The organism is Archangium sp. (assembly GCF_045802675.1).
Lineage (GTDB): Bacteria > Myxococcota > Myxococcia > Myxococcales > Myxococcaceae > Archangium.
The window spans coordinates 80,433-97,272 of record NZ_JBJMQO010000040.1 but is presented as its reverse complement, the minus strand read 5'-3'; the positions used below and the strand labels follow the sequence as shown (position 1 = coordinate 97,272).

Genomic DNA, 16,840 nt, shown 5'->3' with positions numbered 1-16,840 from the left:
CGCTTCGCCTCAGCTCCGGCGGCGGCGCAGGCCCCACGCGCCGAGCAGCAGCGCCAGCACCGCGGCCGAGCCCGTGTCCGTCGCTCCGCAGCCGCACGCCTCGCTCGTCAATCCACCGCCCAGGTCCCGAATCACTCCCAGGATGACGGGGCTGTTGTCCTGCACGACGGCCGGAGCGCCCTCGGTGCTGTACTGCTCCACGCGCTCGGCATTCGGACCCTGGTTGATGGGCTGGTTGAACTTCATGATGAAGAAGCGCCCGTCCGGCAGCTCGATGCGCACCTCGCGCTTGCTGAAGTCATCCTGGCAGGACTCGAAGTGGGCCTTGGCGGTGAAGGCGTTGGAGACGTCCGGCGCCTGCGTGTTGAAGTCGAAGTCCGGATCCTCCGTCATCTCCTCGGCGGACATGGTGGTGTACAGGCGCGTGAGGTACGGGTGCGACTCGAGCAGCGTCACCGCTCCCTTCACCGGCTGCACCACCTGCGTCTCCAGCTCCTGCGCGAAGCCCTGCGCGTCGAACGGCGGCCGCCCCGGATCCGAGTCGATCGCGTACCGGTAGCTCCAGATGGAGTTGTAGAACACCGTCTCCTGCACGCCCTGCTGCACGAGCGATCGCGGCATGGGGACGTACTTGCGCATCAGGGACAGGATCGTGGTGTCGCCCTGGAAGCCCTGGGACATCATCGCGCTGAAGAAGTCCACCGGGTGCGGGATGCTCGCGAGCGCCGCCGTGTTGAAGCTGCTGTTCATCTGCGCGAAGTTGAGCGCGAAGCTCCCGGCGCTGCCGGCGTACTCGGTGAGGAAGGCACGGCCACCGGCCTCGTCCACCGCCGCCGACGCCACCTGCGGGTAGTTGGTGCCACCCGACAGCCAGTTCACCTTCGTGGGGTTGATGAGCACGTGCCGGTAGTTCATCGGCACCGCGCGCTTGTCCGCCAGCACGTACGCGACGATGGGCATGTCCGGCTGCGCGGCGATGGCGGTGAGCCGGATGGGCACGCAGGGCCGGTTGCCCTCGAACTTCACCACGATGGGCAGCAGGTCCCCCACCGCCTTGTTCTGCTGCAGCTTGAGGGCCACGAAGTAGTAGCCGTTGCCCACGTAGGGCTCGAGCGCCTTGCCGGCCGCCTCGGGGATGTCGTAGCCGTTGGTGGTGAGCCAGGTGCGCAGCGCCACCGCGTCGCTCGCGGTGAGGATGGCCGCGTCATAGGGCCCCACGTCCTCGCGCGACACCACCGAAACGCCCCCGTCCGCCCCACCCGAGGGCGGACCCGCGTTGTCGTACTCCGGCGCGCTCACCGGAATCCCCCCGCCGAACCACCCCTGGCACGAGTCGTCCCACTGCAGCGAGAACCGCGGCTGCGTCACCTGATCCAGGTACGTGAAGAGCCGCGCCGAGCCCACCGCGAGCGTGGGCTTCGCCTGCATCGGCACCACCCAGGCGAACTTCTCCGCCGCGCCCTTGTACTGAATCTGGATGTGGGCCTCGACCGAGTTGCCGGAGACACCGAAGACGATGCGCTCTCCGGCCTGATCGATGGGCACCTGGGAACAGAAGAAACCACCGCACGCCTCGGCCCTGGGCGCCGACAGCAGCCCTACCGCCAGAAGCGCGCCGAACACCACCGCGTGACGCATGCAGACCCCCTCGGGAGTGAAGAAACGAGGAGTGCATTGCAAGCGGCTGGCCGGGTGTCAAACCCGCGACATCACGGGCCCCGGCCCCCGCGGGCCCCTCAGAAATCCACGAGGAGCCCGCGTGAAAACCATGGCGTCAGCTTCCGGCGAGCCGGGGCTTCTCGCCCTCGGCCACGGCGGCGCCCTCGCCCCCCGGGCCCGGGCCGTGCTCATCCGAGCCACTCGAGCGCAACCTCCGCCCCAGCCGCGACTTCACCCGGTCCGCCACCACGTAGAAGGCGGGCACCACCAGGAGGCTGAGCACGGTGGAGATGGAGAGGCCGCCGAGCACCGCCACGGACATGGGGGCGCGCGTCTCGCTGCCGGCGCCGAGCGACAGCGCCGCGGGCACCGCCGCCATCATCGTGGCCAGCGAGGTCATGAGGATGGGCCGCAGGCGCACCGGGCCGGCCCGCTGCATGGCCTCCACCGCGTCCGCGCCCTGCTCGCGCTGCTGCAGCGCGTAGTCCACCAGGATGATGGAGTTCTTCTTCACAATGCCCATCAGCAGCAGCAGGCCGATCATGCTGAAGATGTTGAGCGTCGTGCCCGTGCCCCACATGGCGAAGGCCGCTCCCGCCACCGACAGCGGGAGGATGGTGAGCACCGTCACCGGGTGGAGGAACGAGTTGAACTGCGCGCCCAGCACCATGTACGCCACGACGATGCCCAGGAAGAGGGCGAACACGAGGCTGCTCATGGACTCCTGGAAGGCCACGCTCGAGCCGCCGAACACCACGCGGGTGCTACCGGGCAACTCCTTGGCCAGTTGCTGCACGGCCTCCAGCGCCTCCTGCTGGGTGTGGCCGGGGGCCACGTTGGCGAAGATGCTGATGGCGCGCTCGCGGTCCTTGCGGGTGATGGCCTGGAGCGCCGGGCGCTCCTCCTGCGCCACCAGCGAGGAGAGCGGTACCAGCTCGCCGGAGCCGGTGCGGACCTTGAGGGTCGACAGGTCCTCCGGCCGCGAGCGCTGATCCTTGAGCAGACGCATGCGCACGTCGATGCGGCGCCCGCCGGTGCTGTACTTGCCCACGCGCACCCCGCCCACGAGGGCGTTGAGGGTGGTGCCCACCGACTCCATGGACACGCCCAGGTCCGCCGCGCGCGCGCGGTCCGGGGTAATCCGCAGCTCTGGCATGCCGAGCTGGTAGTCCGTGTCCACGTCCACCACCTTGCCGCTCGCCTGGAGCTTGTCGCGCAGGTCCGTGCTGGCCTCGATGAGCCGCTCCCAGTCCGAGCCGCGCACGCTGAACTCCACCGGGAAGCCGCGCGAGGCGGTGAAACCGCTCTGCGACAGGTCCATCACCACCGCGCGCAGGCCCGGGTATGAGTTCAGCTCCTTGCGGATGACCTGGTTGAACTCGGACATGGGCATGCGCTGCTCCTGCGGCACGAGCGTGACGAAGAGCATGCCGCCGTTCACCCCGCTGCCGCCGCCGCCCACCACCGCGAAGATGCGGTTCACCTCGGGCCGGTGGCGCAGGTACTCCTCGGCCCGCAGGAAGAGCCGGTTCGTCTCGTCCACCGTGCTGCCCACCGCCGTCTGCATGCGGATCATCACGCGGCCCTGGTCCTGCGAGGGCACGAACTCACTCGACAGGCTCTTGAAGGCGAAGCCGGAGAGCGCCAGCAGCACCACCGCGCCCGCGAGCACCCACCAGGGCCGCTTCAGCCCCTTCGCCAGCACCTTGCCGTAGCGGTGCTCCAGCCAGGTGAAGGCGCGGTCGACGACGATGCCCACCTTGCTGCGGCCCTCGCGGCCCGTCTTGAGCAGCTGCGCGCAACGCGCCGGCGCCAGGGTGATGGCCTCCACGTAGGACAGCGCCACCGCCACGCACAGCGTCACGCCGAACTGGAGGAAGAACCGGCCGATGACGCCCGGCATGAAGACCACGGGGATGAAGATGGCCACCACCGCCAGCGTGGCCGCCAGGGCCGCGAAGGTGATTTCGCTCGTGCCCTCGCGCGCCGCGCGCACCCGATCCTTCCCCTCCTCCGCGTGCCGGAAGATGTTCTCCATCACCATGATGGCGTCATCCACCACGATGCCCACGGCGAGTGAGAGGCCCAGCAGGGTGAAGGTGTTGAGCGTGAAGCCCAGGGCGTTGATGACCGCCACCGTGCCCAACAGCGACATGGGGATGGCCAGGATCACGTTCACCGTACTGGAGAGCGAGCCGAGGAAGGCCCAGCACACCAGTGCCGTCAGGATGCAGGCCAGCAGCAGCTCGAACTCGATTTCGTGAACGCTCTCCTCGATGAACTGGGTGGAGTCGAAGTTGATGCCCACCTCCAGTCCCTCGGGCGCGTCCTTCTGCACCTCGGCGAGCTTGGCGCGCACGCCCTGGGCCACGGCCACCGCGTTGGCGCCACGCTGCTTGCGGATGCCGAGCCCCTGCGCGGGCTGTCCGTCCACCCGGGCGATGCGGCGCTCGTCCTCGAAGCCGTCCTCCACCAGCGCCACGTCCGACAGGTACACGGGAGCGCCATCGCCCTCGCGCAACACCAGGTGGCGCAGCGTCTCCAGGTCCAGGGCCTCGCCCATGACGCGGACGTTGATTTCACGGCCCTCGGTCTCGATGCGGCCCGCGGGCAGCTCCACGTGCTGGGCGCGCAGCGCGTTGGTCAGGTCCGTCACGGTCAGCCCGCGCGCGTCCAGCTTCTGCGCGTCCACCCAGATGCGCACGTTGCGCTCCAGCGAGCCGCCCATCGTCACCTCGCCCACGCCCGGCACCGTCTGCAGCACCTCCTTCAACCGGTAGCGGGAGAAGTCGGAGATGAACTGCCGCGAGAAGGGCCCGGACACGCCCACCTGGATGATGGGCTGATCCTCCGGGTTGCTCTTGGAGATGACCGGCGGATCAATGTCCCGCGGCAGGCGGTTCTGCACCTGGCTCACCTTGGACTGCACGTCCTGGAGGGCCTGGTTCACGTCGATCTTGAGGTCCAACTCCACCGAGATGTTGCCGCCGCCCTGGCTCGCCTTCGAGGTGACGGCCTTGACGCCCTCCACCTGCATCACCGCTTCCTCGATGGGCTCGATGATGTCGCTCTCCACCGCCTCCGGCGACGCGCCCTCCCACGACACGTTGACGCTGATGACGGGGTAGTCCACGTCCGGGAACTGGCTGATGCCGATGCGCTGCGCCGCCACCAGTCCGAAGACGATGGTGGCCGCCATCAGCATCCAGGCGAAGACGGGCTTCTTGATGCACACCTCGGTGATGTTCATCGCGCGGCGCCTCCGTTACCGCCATCCACGTCGCGGCGCGGCTCTCCGGTGAACGAGGTCTTCGCGCCCTCGGCGATGCGCACCGCGACGCCGTCCTTGAGGGCCTCGCCCCCGCGCACCACCAGCTGCTCGCCGGGCTTCAACCCCTCGCGCACCTCCACGAGCCCGTCCGCCGTGCGCAGGCCGAGCTCCACCACGCGCTCGCGCGCCTTGCCGTCCTGCACCACGAAGGCCAGGAAGCCGCGCTCGCTGGGGCGCACCGACGTCTGGGGAATCACCGGCGCGCCCTGCGCCGCCCCCACCGGCACCGTCACCGTGGCGAACGCCCCCGGCCGCAGCACCTTCGCCTCGGGGCCTCCCACCTCGGCCGTCACCTTCACCATGCGGCTCGCCGGCTCCGCCGCGTCCGCCACGTAGCGGATGCGGCCCGTGTACGTCCGCCCATCCGAGCGCACCGTGAAGCGCGCCGGCATGCCCGGCTTCATCCGGCCCACGTCCGCCTCGGCCACCGTGAAGCGCAGCAGCAGCGGCTCCTTGCGCAGCAGCGTCGCCAGCACCGTGCCCGGCTGCACGTACTGCCCCGTCTGCACCGTGCGCGTCTGCAGCACCCCGTCCATCGGCGCCTTCACGTACGCGTCCCGCAGGTTCAGCTCGGCCTGATCCAACGCCGCCTTCGCCGCGCTCGCGTCCGCCGCGGCGGTGCGTGCCCGGGCCGTGGCGCTGTCGAGCTGCTCGGCCGGCAGCAGGCCCGGCTTCACCTCGTTGGCCGCCTCGCGCCGGCCCGCCGACGCCTGCGCCTCGGCCTTCGCCGCCTCGGCCTTCTCCAGCGCCGCCTGCGCCGAGCGCACCGCGATGCTGTAGCGCGTGGGCTCGATCTCCGCGAGCACGTCGCCCTTCGTCACCGCCTGCCCTTCCATGAAGCGCACCCGCTCCACCGCGCCCGCCACGCGCGCGGTGATCTGCACCTGCTCGAAGGCCTCCACCGAGCCCACCGCGGAGACGACGTACTCCACGTCCCGCGCCTCCACCGGCGCCACCTCCACCGGGAACTGGGCCGGCCCGCGGCCCGCGCCCTTGCCTCCCCCACCCTGCGCCGCTGGAGCACCCGGGCCCCCCTTGCCCGCCGGAGCGCTTCCCCCCGCCTCCTTGCCACACCCCGTCCCCAGGGCGAGCGCGGCGCCCAGTGCCATCGTCACCACTCGCGTCTTCACTTACGGCTCCTTCCCCAGCGGATCGAGTCCGACAGCGGCCCGCAGCTCCAGCAGCGCGAACCCCAATGCATACCGAGCCCGGGCAAGCGCCACCTCGGACTCGAACTGCCTCACCTGCGCATCGCTCAACGCCAGCGACGTGGCAATCCCCTGGCGATAGAGGATGCTCGTCTCCTCCGCGTTCTGGCGGGCGGCCTCCACAGCCACCTGGCTCTGGCTCAAGGCGGCCTGGGCGGTGCGCAGCGACACGTGCGCGCGCTCCACCGCCACGTCCACCCGCCGCACCCGCGCCGTCGCGTCCAGCTCCAGGGCCCGCGTCAGGGCGAGCCGCTCGTGGCGATCGGCATAGCGCTCGCCGCCATCGAAGAGCGTCCACGTCAGATCCACCGTGAAGAAGCCGTTGAAGTTGCTGGTGGTGGCGAAGCCGGCCTCGTTGGTGGCGGTGCCCTGCGCGGAGGCGGACAGCGAGGGGAAGAGCCGGGCCAGGGGCTCGCGCGCGAGCGCCCGCTGCTGCTCCACCCGCAGCCTGGCGGAAAGGATGTCCGGGCGGCGCTCCAACGCCTTGTCGGCCAGCCCGGCGAAGGAGTCCACCGGACGGGAGGCCTCACCGAGCAGCGTCTCGGGCGCGGCCAGCGGGCCCTCCACGGGCACCACCACCAGGTAGCCCAGCTCCAGGCGGCTCTCCTGGGCGTCCCCCACCGCGCTGGCGAGCTGGGCCTCCGCCGTGGCCACGTCCAACCGCGCACGCGTCACGTCATTGGTGCTGGCCAGTCCCGCCCGGGCCCGGGCTTGCGCTTCCTCGAGCGACTGCCGGGCATAGGCGAGCCGGCGCTCGGCGGCCTCCGACACCTGCTGCAGGCCCAGCGCGGAGAGGAAGGCATTGGCCGCCTGGAAGGCCACCTGCCGGCGCGTCTCCACCGCGTCCAGCGCCGTCGCCTCCTTGTCCCGCTTCGCCGCCTCGTAGAGCGGAAAGCCGCGCGCGTCGAAGAGCGTGATGCGCGCGATGGCACTGCCCCCCAGGGCATTGAAGCGCTGGGTGACCACCGTCTGCCCATCCTGCTCCCGCGTCGCCTCGCGCAGGCGCCGGGTGTAGGTGCCGTTGAGGGTGAGCCTCGGGAGGAAGAAGGCACGGGCCTTGTCCACGCGGGCCCCGGCCGCCTCGGCACGCGCCTGGGCCGACAGCGCGGTCTCGTTGTGCTCGGCCGCCAGCGACACCGCTCGCTCCAGCGTCAGCGGCTCCCGCGAGGGCTGCTTCTCCTGCGCATGGGCCTCGGACACACATAAGGCGAGCCAGGCACACACGGGGACGACAACGGCGGATCGGAACAAAGGCATGGGAGAACGGGAGGGGGACGATCCGGGGGGGAGGACGGCAGGCGGATATACAGGACCCAGGCGAGCACGGCCATGGGAAGGCACCTGTCTGGACGGTACGTCGCGCCTCGGGCTAATGGGGAGACAGACAGGGACTTTTCACGTCGGGCGCGGCGCGCCCGGGAATGCGTAAGCGATGCGTTTATTCCTGCTGGCAGTGGGAATGTGGGCGGTGGCGGGCTGCGCGAACTCGGACGCGGGCGCGGGTGCCCTGCGTGTGGAAATCTTCTACGCGACGTTCCGCCCCGGGTGCCTGACGGTGACGGCACTGGACATGGCGGACGAGAGCCACACCGAGACGCAGGAGCTCACGGTGGAGGAGCGGCACAGCGCCACGAAGACGGTGGCGGTGTTCCGCAAGGCGGACTGGGGCCGGGAGCTGCGGGTGACGGCGAGCGCGCGCGAGGGCTCGTGCACGGGGCCGGAGGTGGCCACGAGCGCGCAGCTGGTGCAGGTGCCCGAGACGGGCACCCGGGAGGTGTACCTGGACCTGCGCGCGGAGGACCTGGACGAGGATGGCTTCGTCTCGGCGAGCGCGGGCAAGGGCACGGACTGCGACGACTCGGATGCCACGGTGCACCCCGGCGCCCTGGAGACGTGCGACGGCAAGGACAGCAACTGCTCCGGGGACGAGTCGGACGCCACCGACAAGCGCGTCTGGTACACGGACACGGACGGTGATGGGTACGGCAACGCGAGCCAGACGGTGCGGGCCTGCGTGGCGCCCGCGGGCTCGGTGCAGGAGGCCGGGGACTGCGCGGATGGGGACGCCACCGTGCACCCGGGCCAGCCCGAGCTGAGCTGCGACGGCCGGGACGACGACTGCGACGGCAAGGTGGACGACGACTTCAAGGTGGGCCTCGTGTGCAAGACGGAGCTCGGCTGCGCGGGCAGCTGGGTGTGCTCGGCGGACACGAAGGGAGCCCGGTGCGACAGCGTGCAGTCCCCCATGGCGTGGTACGTGGACGCGGACGGGGACGGGCGGGCCGGCACGCTCTCGGCGCTCTCCTGCGAGCCGCCTGTGGGGGCGAAGTCCACGCCGGACGACTGCGACGACGGCTCGCGCTTCATCGGCGGCGCCGAAGCGTGCGACTGGCTGGACAACGACTGCAACGGCAGCGTGGACGAGGACCTCTTCTGCCTCGCGAACCACTGGAGGGCACGGACGGTGGGCGGGGGCTCGGCGTGGGGCGTGGTGACGACGTACGCGCAGGGCAAGGCGTGGCTCGCGGGAGCGGGCGGCCGGCTCGCGCGGGTGGACGGCTCCACGGAGACGGACGTCACGGCCTGCGGCACGGGAGATGACTGGACGGCCGCCTGGGCGAGGCCGAGCGATGGGCGCGTCTTCCTCGGCTCGTCGCGAGGCAAGCTCGCCACCACCTCGGGCGCGGGCTGCGACGTGGGCACCGCGGCGGGCGTGTCGAGCACCGTCACCGGCATGGTGGGCTTCGAGCGCAACGGCGTCACCACGGTGTACGCGGTGACGAGCAGCGGCCACGTGGTGCGCTGGGAGTGGCCGGACGCGCAGGCGGTGCCCTCGGAGCCGGTGGTGATGCAGCAGCTGCCGGCGAGGCTGCGGAGCGTGCACGGCCTGGGGCCGGACTCGCTGTTCACCGTGGGCGCCGAGAGCTACCAGCCGGGAGGCGCTGACGGCCCGCCGCGCGTCTTCCGTCTCGACACGGCCTCGGGTCGCTGGGTGCGCGAGGCCCTGCCGGCGGAGGCGGGCTCGGGCGCGTTGAACGCCGTGTACGTGGTGGGCGGAGGCCAGGCCTACGCCGTGGGCAATGGCGGCCTGCTGCTCGAGCGGCTCGAGGGGGCGTGGAGCAAGCTGCCCGCCCCCAACGGCACGGAGAGCCTCGAGCTGCTGGACGTGGTCGCCTTCGATACCAAGGCCGTCTTCGTGCTCTCCAACAAGACGGGCGCGTACCTGCACCACTTCGACGGTACGGCCTGGAGCGAGCCCTTCCCGCAGGCGCAGGCGCTCCTGTCGCTCGACGCCATCGGCCCCCGGGAGCAGTGGGCCGTGGGACAGGGCGGCACGGTGGTGCAGTGGGGCCTGCCCTGAGCCCGGAGTGACATGGAGCTGCGCGCGGACAGGCTGTCGGTGCGGCGAGGCGAGAGGCCCGTCCTCCGGGACGTGAGCTGCACGCTTCCACCCGGCAGCCGCGTGCTCATGCTGGGACGCTCGGGCGCGGGCAAGACGACGCTCTTCAAGGCGCTCGCGGGGCTGGTGACACCGTCCAGCGGACACGTCCTCTGGAATGGCGAGGACGTGGCCCGGATGGCGCCCGCGGAGAAGCGCGCGCGGCAGGCGGCATTCGGCATGGTGTTCCAGACGGATGCCCTCTTCGACTCCATGACGGTGCGCCGCAACGTGCTGCTGCCGCTCGAGCGCCGGCGCGTGCCTCGCGACGAGGCGGAGGCTCGAGCGGACGAGGTGTTGCGCGCGGTGGGCCTCACGGAAGCGGCGGACGCGCTGCCCGAGCGGCTGTCTGGAGGCATGCGCAAGCGGGCCGGCATCGCGCGGGCGCTGGCGGCGAGGCCCTCGGTGCTGCTGGCGGATGACCCTTTCGCGGGGTTGGATCCAGGCACGGCGCGGCAGGTGGCGCGGGTGCTGCTGGAGGTGGCCGGGAGCGGCTCCCTGATTCTCGCCTCGCACGAGGTGCCGCCGGAGCTGCCGCTCTCGCGCTGGCTGTACCTGCGGGACGGGGAGCTGCTGTACGACGGCCCACCGGCTCCCGAGGTGGAGACGATGACGGACGAGGCGCTCGCGTGAGCGCGGCACTCGGGTGGCTCGGGCAGGAGACGCTGGGCGCGGTGCGGGGCGTGGGAGCCCTGGCGCTGGTGCTGGCGAGGACGGTGCTGGGGCTGGCGCGGATGGAGCGCCGCGAGTTGCTGCGAAGCCTGGAGGAGTTCGGCTGGGGCTCGCTGCCGCTGGCGCTGGCGACGGGGGCACTGACGGGGGCGACGGTGGTGGTGCAGACGTCGCTGTACGTGCAGCGCTTCGGAGCGCGAGGGGTGCTCGGGTGGGCGGCGGGCTACGCGGTGCTGTGGGAGTTCGGCCCGCTGCTGCTGGGGCTGGTGATGGCGGCGAGGCTGGGGGCGCGCAACGCGGCGGAGCTGGCGACGATGCAGGTGGGCGGGCAGCTCGAGGGCCTGCGGGGCATCGGGTTGGATCCGTTCGCGGTGCTGGTGGCCCCGCGGGTGGTGGCGATGGGGGCGAGCATGACGGGCCTGTCCGCCCTCACCTTCCTGGTGGCGGTGCTCTTCGAGTCGATCGCGGCCTTCTTCACGCTGGGGCTGCCGGTGCGCGCCTTCTTCGACAGCTTCGAGCACATGCTGCACGTGACGGACCTCCTGGGCGGCATCGTGAAGGCGAGCGCCTTCGGGCTGGCGATCGCGCTGGTGTCCACGGCGGTGGGGCTGCGGGCGCGGGGAGGCGCGAGGGCGGTGGGCCAGGCGGCCGCGGGCGCGGTGGTGCTGGGCTGCGCGGCCATCTTCCTGCTGGACTTCGTGCTCACCACCACGCTGGCGAAGTGGCTGACATGATGGGGCCTCGCGCATGAACCCCCTCGCCTTCCTCGGAGCCCCGACGTTGATGCTCGCGCGCACGGTGCGGGCGAGCGTGCGCGATGGCGTCTCCTGGCGCGAGTGCGTGAATCAGCTGCACGAGCTGGGAGCGCGCAGCACGTGGCTGGTGGCGTCGGGGATGGCCTTCTTCGGGGCGGTGCTGGTGACGTTCGCGGACAGCCAGGCGCGCAAGGTGACGGGGAACTTGTCGGTGGTGGGCCCGCCCTACTTCGAGCTGCTGGTACGCGAGTTCGGCCCGGTGGTGTCGGCGCTGCTCGCGGCGGCGCGCGCGGGCGCGAGCCACAGTGCCGAGCTGTCCACCATGAGCGTGAACGAGCAGGTGGAGGCGCTGGAGATGTCGGCGGGGGATCCGTACGCGGACCTCGTGGCGCCGAGGGTGGTGGCGGGGCTGCTCGGCGTGCCGCTGTTGTGCGTGGTGGGGACGATGGCCGCGACGCTGTCGGCGGTGGCCACGGCGAGCTGGGTGTTCGGGGTGGACGGCACTGCCTTCATGGACGCGCGGTACGTGGACGGGTGGGATCTGCTGGCCGGGCTGGCGAAGGGAGCGGGCTGCGGCCTGTACATTCCGCTGGCGGCGGCGGTGGCGGGCCTGTCCGCGCGCGGAGGCGCCGAGGCGGTGGGCGAGGCCACCACGCGCGGGGTGGTGGCGGCGTGCTTCGGCTGCCTGCTGATCGACTTCGTGATAGCGCTCGGCTTCCAGGCGCTGGGGGTGTGAGCGGGGATGCTGCGCTTCTCGGACGTGGCGGTGACCTTCGAGTCCGGCCGGCGAGTGCTGGCGGGGCTGAGCGCCGAGCTGTCCACGCGCGAGCTGACCTTCGTGGCCGGAGCGAGTGGCGCGGGCAAGAGCGTGCTGTGCCGGCTGGCGGTGGGACTGCTGCGGCCGGAGGCGGGCCAGGTGGAGCTCTTCGGCGAGCGGGTGGACACGCTGCCCGAGCGCTCCCTGCGAGCCCTGCGCCGTCGCGCCCCCTACCTCGTGCAGGGCCCGGCGCTGCTGGACTGGCGGACGCTGCGGGAGAACGTGGCGATGGCGGCTCCGGGCCTCTCGCCGGACGCGGTGCACGAGGCGCTGGCGCAGGTGGGCCTGGAGACGGCGGCTGATCGCCTGCCCACCGAGCTGGGGCCCGGGGCGAAGAAGCGGGCGGCGATCGCCCGGGCGCTGGTGCTGCGGCCCGAGTACCTGCTGCTGGACGAGCCCACCACGGGGCTGGACCGGAAGGCGGCGGGGCACGTGGAGGAGGTGCTCGCGTCGGTGAAGGCGCGAGGACTGGGGGCACTGGTGGTGTCCCACGACTACCGGCTGCTGCGGACGCTGGCGGACCGGGTGCTGGTGGTGGGAGGGGGGCGCTGCGCCTTCCTGGGCACACCCGAGGCATTCCTGGCATCCTCCGAGCCGGAGCTGCGGGCCCTGACAGCGCCCTTTCTGGAGGCCGCATCGGATGGATGAGCGTCGCTTGGAGATGAAGGTGGGCGGGCTGGTGCTCGCGGCGCTGGCGGGGGTGCTCGGGCTGCTGTGGCTGATGGGCGAGCTGCGGGTGGGCCGCGACACGGTGCTCTCGGTGGACTTCAGCCACACGGGCAACGTGGTGAAGGGCGCGCCGGTGAAGCTGGGCGGCGTGGTGGTGGGCCGGGTGGAGCAGATCGAGCTGGAGCCGGACCGGAGGGACGCGAAGGGCCAGCCGTTGCCGGTGCGGATGGGGCTCTCGGTGAAGCCCGAGGCGCTGTCGGCGCTGCGCGAGGACACGCGGGTGACGGTGGCCACGGTGGGTCCGCTGGGCGAGCCGTACCTGGAGCTGAACCCGGGCTCGGCGTCCGCGCCTCCCCTGCCCTCCTCCGGGGCCACGGTGCGAGGCATCGACGCGCCGAGGTTGGATCTGGTGGCGCAGCAGCTCTCGGCCTTCCTGGACGTGGCGAGCGGCGCGCTCGTGGAGGATCCCGAGGGCCTCCGGAAGCTGGCGAGCAACGTGTCCCGGCTGACGGGAACGCTGGACGGCGTGCTGAACGAGAACCGGGGCGACATCAAGACGCTGACGGTGGAGCTGACCGCGGCGTCGAAGGATCTGCGGGCGCTGGCGAAGGTCGCGCGCGAGTCGATGCAGCCCGGAGGCAAAGGGGCGCAGTTGCTCGGGGACGCGGCGGAGACGGCGGCGCTGATGAAGCGGGAGCTGCCCGGCATCACCGACTCGGCGTCGAAGTCGCTCACCGGGCTGTCGATGATGACGAGCGGGCTCGACGCGAAGGATGGCGAGCGGCTGAAGCTGGCGCTGGAGCGCTACACGGCGGCGGGCGAGAAGCTCGACCAGATGGCGGCGAAGGCGGACCGGCTGCTCACGCGCATCGAAGCTGGAGAGGGCACGGTGGGTGCCCTACAGAAAGACAAGCAGGTCTACGAGGACCTCCGGGCCCTGCTGTCCGATCTCCGCAAGCACCCGTGGAGGGTGCTCTGGAAGGAGTGAGGGGTGGCGACGTCGTCTCGTCCGGAATACCCACGTCGACGTTGGCTCACTGCCCGCTGTTCGAGGCGCTCGCGTTCCGCGTGACCTTGCTCGCCTGTCGAGGAGCGTCGCCCCGCACGACGGCGATGATGGCGCCCACGTCGATGTAGCCGAGCTGCCGGGAGTCCTGGCTCCGGGCATTGTCGCCAGACACCACGACCTTTCCGGGGGGCACCCGGGTGTGCTCGTCCGCGGCGAGTGCCGGGCGCGCCCACTCGGGCACGGGGTCCCCGGCGATGGCGGCGACCCGCTTGACGCGGTGGACGAGGTTCTCCGCCGCCACCACCTTCTCGGGTGGCACGACGAAGACGACGATGTCCGAGCGCGAGAAACCGGCGTCACCCGCGCGGCCAGGACGCACCCGCCGGGCGAGGAGCCGCTGCCCGTGGTGGAGCGTGGGCGACATGCTGTTGCCCTCCACCGTCACGACCATCCACCGGCGCCGCGTGTGGAGCGCGAGCGCGAACCCCACCACGAGGAGAACCACCGCCAGCCCGAGAACCCAACTCATGCCGCTTCCTCCGTGGCCCGCGAGGTGAACAGGCGCGCGTACTCGCCCCCGGCCGCCACGGCCGCGCGGGCGGTGCGCGGGGCTTCCCGGAACAGGCCCCGGTGCACGCCCGCCCCGATCATGGCAGCACTTCGGCCAGTGTGTGGCCGGAGGCGGCGATGACGCCGTTCTCCACGCGCAGGAGCGTGGGATAGCCGGCCGGCTTGAAGGCCTGGTGGAGCGCGTCGTTGTTCTGGGTGTAAACCACCCGGGCGATGCGCTTGAGCGCCTCCGCCATCGCGCCCACCTCGGGATCGTCCACGCTGCCCTCGACGAAGGCCACGAAGGGGAGCGCCGGCGGCGACTCGAGCAGCTGCGTGCGCAGCGCCGCGCACGGCTTGCAGTGGGTGGTGAAGAAGCCCACCAGCGACACCCCCGGCTTCAGGGTCTCGTTCGACAGCGGCTCCCCCTCCAACGTGGTCGCCTGGAAGGAGCCGATGACCGCTCCCATTTGGGGAAGGGACGGGTCACGCCGGGGAGTCTGCTCCACCAGTTCCTGGAGCACCCGGACGCGCCGGATGAGCGCCATCGAGAGCAGGAAGTTCACAACGGTCAGGGCCCCGACGGCGCCCACCACCACGACGAGAAGCTGCGTCATTGCCTAGTGCCTCGACTTCTTCAGGGCCGCCGGAGCGCTGACGGCCGGGGGGGGAGTTCCCAGCAGAAACAGGAGGTCATCCCAGCGGGTGACGAGAACCCCGGCCAGCGCGCCGAACACGCCCGCCAGCACCGTCATCCACTCGGGCGAGGGTACCGCCGCGCCGGCCTGGCGTGCGAGGCCCCCCGTGACGAGGACCGAGAGCAGCAGGCCGTTGCGCACCAGGTGCGCCGCGCCTACCGGGGTGTTGCTCGCGCCGAAGCAGCGGCAGCTCACCGCGTCTCCCCGGCGCCACACCCGCGCGAGGCCCACGGTGAAACCGCCCAGCAGCACCAGCGCCGCGACAGTTCCCTCCCGCGGAGCCACCAGCAGCAGGAGCGCGGACAGCACCTCCGCGGCAATCACCCCGGCCGCGAGCGGCGCGCCCGCCCAGGAGCGCGGAAACCCGAAGAGCCCGAGCGTCTGGATGAAGTCCTCGAAAGGGCGGCGGCCCCACGCCTTGCTCAGCGCGGCGAGCGCGAGCACCACCACCACCACCCACCGGCACCCGATGTCCACGGCGTTCAATGGAGCCTCCTCATGAGTAAACCACGGCCAGACACCGGAGCGGCATGCCCAGCCATGGCCTTCAGCAGTGACTCATCAGAGGTCCGTACACTCGGTGCAGTACCCGTAGACGCAGGTGCCGTTACAGGCAATGACCTTCATGCTGGTAGCCGTGCCGCAGCAGCAGCCGTATTCGTACGTGCACGCACCGGCGGTAACGTCGGACAGGAACAGCCTCAGGATGCGGTCGCTGATCTTCTGGAAGAGCTTCATGTGACTCTCCTCGCGCGTTCCGGAAGATTCCGGTTATTCGCGCGCACGCACAGTCACAGGCGCGTCGCGCACCGTCAATAATTGCAACTGCGTACAAACGAGAAGCGGAAGTGTGTCGAGCGCACCTCACGCCAGGGTTTGCCGCATACCGCGCACAGGATTCATGCGCGGCCTTCTGCCAGGCCCCGGGCGACCCGTCGATCGCGAACTCCCCGTAGCCCGGGCCCCCGGCTCACTGCCCGCTGTTCGCGGCGCTCGCGTTCTGCGTGACCTTGCTCGCCGAGTACCGGGTGAGGATCTGGTTCATGTCCATCGTCTGGAGCGAGGCCCCGCCGTGCCCGCTGGGCATGAAGAGGATCTGCTTGCCCTGGAGCGCCTCGGCGATGCGCAGCTTCACCATCGTCCGGCCTCCCGCTCCGGCCATCGCCTCGTTCTCCTTGGCGATGCCCTTCGACTTCGCCTCGGCCTCCTTGAGGATCGCCGTCGCCTCGTTGTTGGCCCGCACCAGCTCCGCGTCCGCCGTCAGCTTCGCCTGCTCCAGCTCTCCGTTCGCCTGGGCGATCTTCTGCGACACCGTGCCCTTGGCGGACTCCAGGTTGCGCTTGGCCTCCTCCGCCGCCGCCTGTGCCTCGGACTTCAGCTTCTCCGCCATCTGCTCCGCCAGCTTCTTCTCCCGAATCACCTTCTCGTACTCGGGGTTGAAGCGGTGCTCCTGCAGAATCACCTGCTCCACGATGACGCCCTCGGGCTTGAGCGCGTCATCCAGCAGCTTGCGCGCGTTCTCCGCCGCCGCGAAGCGCTTGTCCGCCGTGTAGAAGTCCTCCGAGCGCAGCACGTTGAGCGCATCGCGCACCAGCGCCCGCGTCGCCGGCCGCACCAGCCGGCTCTCCACGTCCTCCGTCGAGCGCGCCACCTTCTGCACCAGGTGCGGCGCCAGCGCGGGATCGATCCGCCACGCCACCGTCACGTCCACCGCGATGTCGTTGCCGTCCACCGTCTTGAACTCGATGTCGTCAGTGCGCCCCTTCTCGTCCGCGCCCTTGGCCTGCATGCGCAGGTTCTGCAGCTTCGTCTCGAAGGTGGTCCAGTCCGTGGAGAACGGCGGGAAGAAGAAGTAGGTGGCGCCCGGTGCGTACGTCTCCGTCTGCACGCCCCGCGAGCCCACCAGCGTGAACTTCCGCGTGAGCACGCCCACCTCGTTCGCGTCCGTCGAGTGGCACGCGCAGCCCTGCACCACCGGCAGCGCCAGCAGCACGAGCAACCCCAGCATCCTCAAGTCCATGCGCTTCATGGGCC

16 protein-coding genes are annotated in these 16,840 nt (G+C 71.2%); 6 read left to right on the top strand and 10 right to left on the bottom strand.

Annotation, left to right across the window (positions count from 1 at the left end; translation table 11 throughout):
- Nucleotides 1-9: 9 nt before the first annotated feature.
- From ACJ8AN_RS12040 to ACJ8AN_RS12025, 4 genes are all read right to left on the bottom strand, one after another.
- The gene (locus ACJ8AN_RS12040) at nucleotides 10-1,638 is read right to left on the bottom strand and encodes a DUF2330 domain-containing protein (protein WP_407755440.1); all 1,629 of its coding nucleotides are present in this window, start codon (nucleotides 1,636-1,638) and stop codon (nucleotides 10-12) included.
- A gap of 136 nt (nucleotides 1,639-1,774) precedes the next feature.
- Complete coding sequence (locus ACJ8AN_RS12035; protein ID WP_407755439.1) at nucleotides 1,775-4,909, bottom strand: efflux RND transporter permease subunit; 3,135 nt, start codon at nucleotides 4,907-4,909, stop codon at nucleotides 1,775-1,777.
- Nucleotides 4,906-6,099, bottom strand: a complete 1,194-nt coding sequence (locus ACJ8AN_RS12030; RefSeq protein ID WP_407755475.1) for an efflux RND transporter periplasmic adaptor subunit — start codon at nucleotides 6,097-6,099, stop codon at nucleotides 4,906-4,908. The genes ACJ8AN_RS12035 and ACJ8AN_RS12030 overlap by 4 nt, the downstream gene beginning before the upstream one ends.
- A gap of 21 nt (nucleotides 6,100-6,120) precedes the next feature.
- The gene (locus ACJ8AN_RS12025; RefSeq protein WP_407755438.1) at nucleotides 6,121-7,455 is read right to left on the bottom strand and encodes a TolC family protein; all 1,335 of its coding nucleotides are present in this window, start codon (nucleotides 7,453-7,455) and stop codon (nucleotides 6,121-6,123) included.
- Between the two features lie 175 nt (nucleotides 7,456-7,630).
- Here ACJ8AN_RS12025 and ACJ8AN_RS12020 point away from each other — a divergent pair, with 175 nt between their 5' ends.
- Genes ACJ8AN_RS12020 through ACJ8AN_RS11995 form a run of 6 tightly spaced genes read left to right on the top strand, consistent with a single transcriptional unit; the run spans nucleotide 7,631 to nucleotide 13,538 of the window.
- Nucleotides 7,631-9,559 carry a putative metal-binding motif-containing protein gene (locus ACJ8AN_RS12020; protein ID WP_407755437.1) on the top strand — a complete coding sequence of 643 codons (1,929 nt, stop codon included), beginning with the start codon at nucleotides 7,631-7,633 and terminating at the stop codon, nucleotides 9,557-9,559.
- A gap of 12 nt (nucleotides 9,560-9,571) precedes the next feature.
- A complete protein-coding gene (locus ACJ8AN_RS12015) occupies nucleotides 9,572-10,270 on the top strand; it encodes an ABC transporter ATP-binding protein (RefSeq protein ID WP_407755436.1) in 699 nt (232 codons plus the stop codon).
- Complete coding sequence (locus ACJ8AN_RS12010; RefSeq protein ID WP_407755435.1) at nucleotides 10,267-11,043, top strand: MlaE family ABC transporter permease; 777 nt, start codon at nucleotides 10,267-10,269, stop codon at nucleotides 11,041-11,043. The genes ACJ8AN_RS12015 and ACJ8AN_RS12010 overlap by 4 nt, the downstream gene beginning before the upstream one ends.
- Nucleotides 11,044-11,056: 13 nt before the next feature.
- On the top strand, nucleotides 11,057-11,800 hold the full coding sequence (locus tag ACJ8AN_RS12005) for an MlaE family ABC transporter permease (protein ID WP_407755434.1): 744 nt from the start codon (nucleotides 11,057-11,059) through the stop codon (nucleotides 11,798-11,800).
- 6 nt (nucleotides 11,801-11,806) lie between these two features.
- A complete protein-coding gene (locus ACJ8AN_RS12000; protein ID WP_407755433.1) occupies nucleotides 11,807-12,529 on the top strand; it encodes an ATP-binding cassette domain-containing protein in 723 nt (240 codons plus the stop codon).
- On the top strand, nucleotides 12,522-13,538 hold the full coding sequence (locus ACJ8AN_RS11995) for an MlaD family protein (RefSeq protein WP_407755432.1): 1,017 nt from the start codon (nucleotides 12,522-12,524) through the stop codon (nucleotides 13,536-13,538). The genes ACJ8AN_RS12000 and ACJ8AN_RS11995 overlap by 8 nt, the downstream gene beginning before the upstream one ends.
- Nucleotides 13,539-13,584: 46 nt before the next feature.
- Here the strand turns inward: ACJ8AN_RS11995 and ACJ8AN_RS11990 are convergent, their stop codons facing one another.
- The 6 genes from ACJ8AN_RS11990 to ACJ8AN_RS11965 all read right to left on the bottom strand — a co-directional run bounded on the left by ACJ8AN_RS11990 (nucleotide 13,585) and on the right by ACJ8AN_RS11965 (nucleotide 16,835).
- On the bottom strand, nucleotides 13,585-14,088 hold the full coding sequence (locus ACJ8AN_RS11990) for a S26 family signal peptidase (protein WP_407755431.1): 504 nt from the start codon (nucleotides 14,086-14,088) through the stop codon (nucleotides 13,585-13,587).
- Nucleotides 14,085-14,210, bottom strand: coding sequence for a hypothetical protein (locus ACJ8AN_RS11985; RefSeq protein WP_407755430.1), 126 nt, complete (start codon nucleotides 14,208-14,210; stop codon nucleotides 14,085-14,087). Before ACJ8AN_RS11985 ends, ACJ8AN_RS11990 begins: the two co-directional genes overlap by 4 nt.
- Nucleotides 14,207-14,725: a TlpA family protein disulfide reductase gene (locus ACJ8AN_RS11980; protein WP_407755429.1), complete on the bottom strand. Its 519-nt coding sequence runs from the start codon at nucleotides 14,723-14,725 to the stop codon at nucleotides 14,207-14,209. Before ACJ8AN_RS11980 ends, ACJ8AN_RS11985 begins: the two co-directional genes overlap by 4 nt.
- Nucleotides 14,726-14,728: 3 nt before the next feature.
- Complete coding sequence (locus ACJ8AN_RS11975; protein WP_407755474.1) at nucleotides 14,729-15,283, bottom strand: MauE/DoxX family redox-associated membrane protein; 555 nt, start codon at nucleotides 15,281-15,283, stop codon at nucleotides 14,729-14,731.
- Nucleotides 15,284-15,367: 84 nt separating this feature from the next.
- Nucleotides 15,368-15,544, bottom strand: a complete 177-nt coding sequence (locus tag ACJ8AN_RS11970) for a hypothetical protein (protein WP_407755428.1) — start codon at nucleotides 15,542-15,544, stop codon at nucleotides 15,368-15,370.
- Between the two features lie 232 nt (nucleotides 15,545-15,776).
- Nucleotides 15,777-16,835, bottom strand: a complete 1,059-nt coding sequence (locus tag ACJ8AN_RS11965) for an SPFH domain-containing protein (RefSeq protein WP_407755427.1) — start codon at nucleotides 16,833-16,835, stop codon at nucleotides 15,777-15,779.
- Nucleotides 16,836-16,840: the final 5 nt, after the last annotated feature.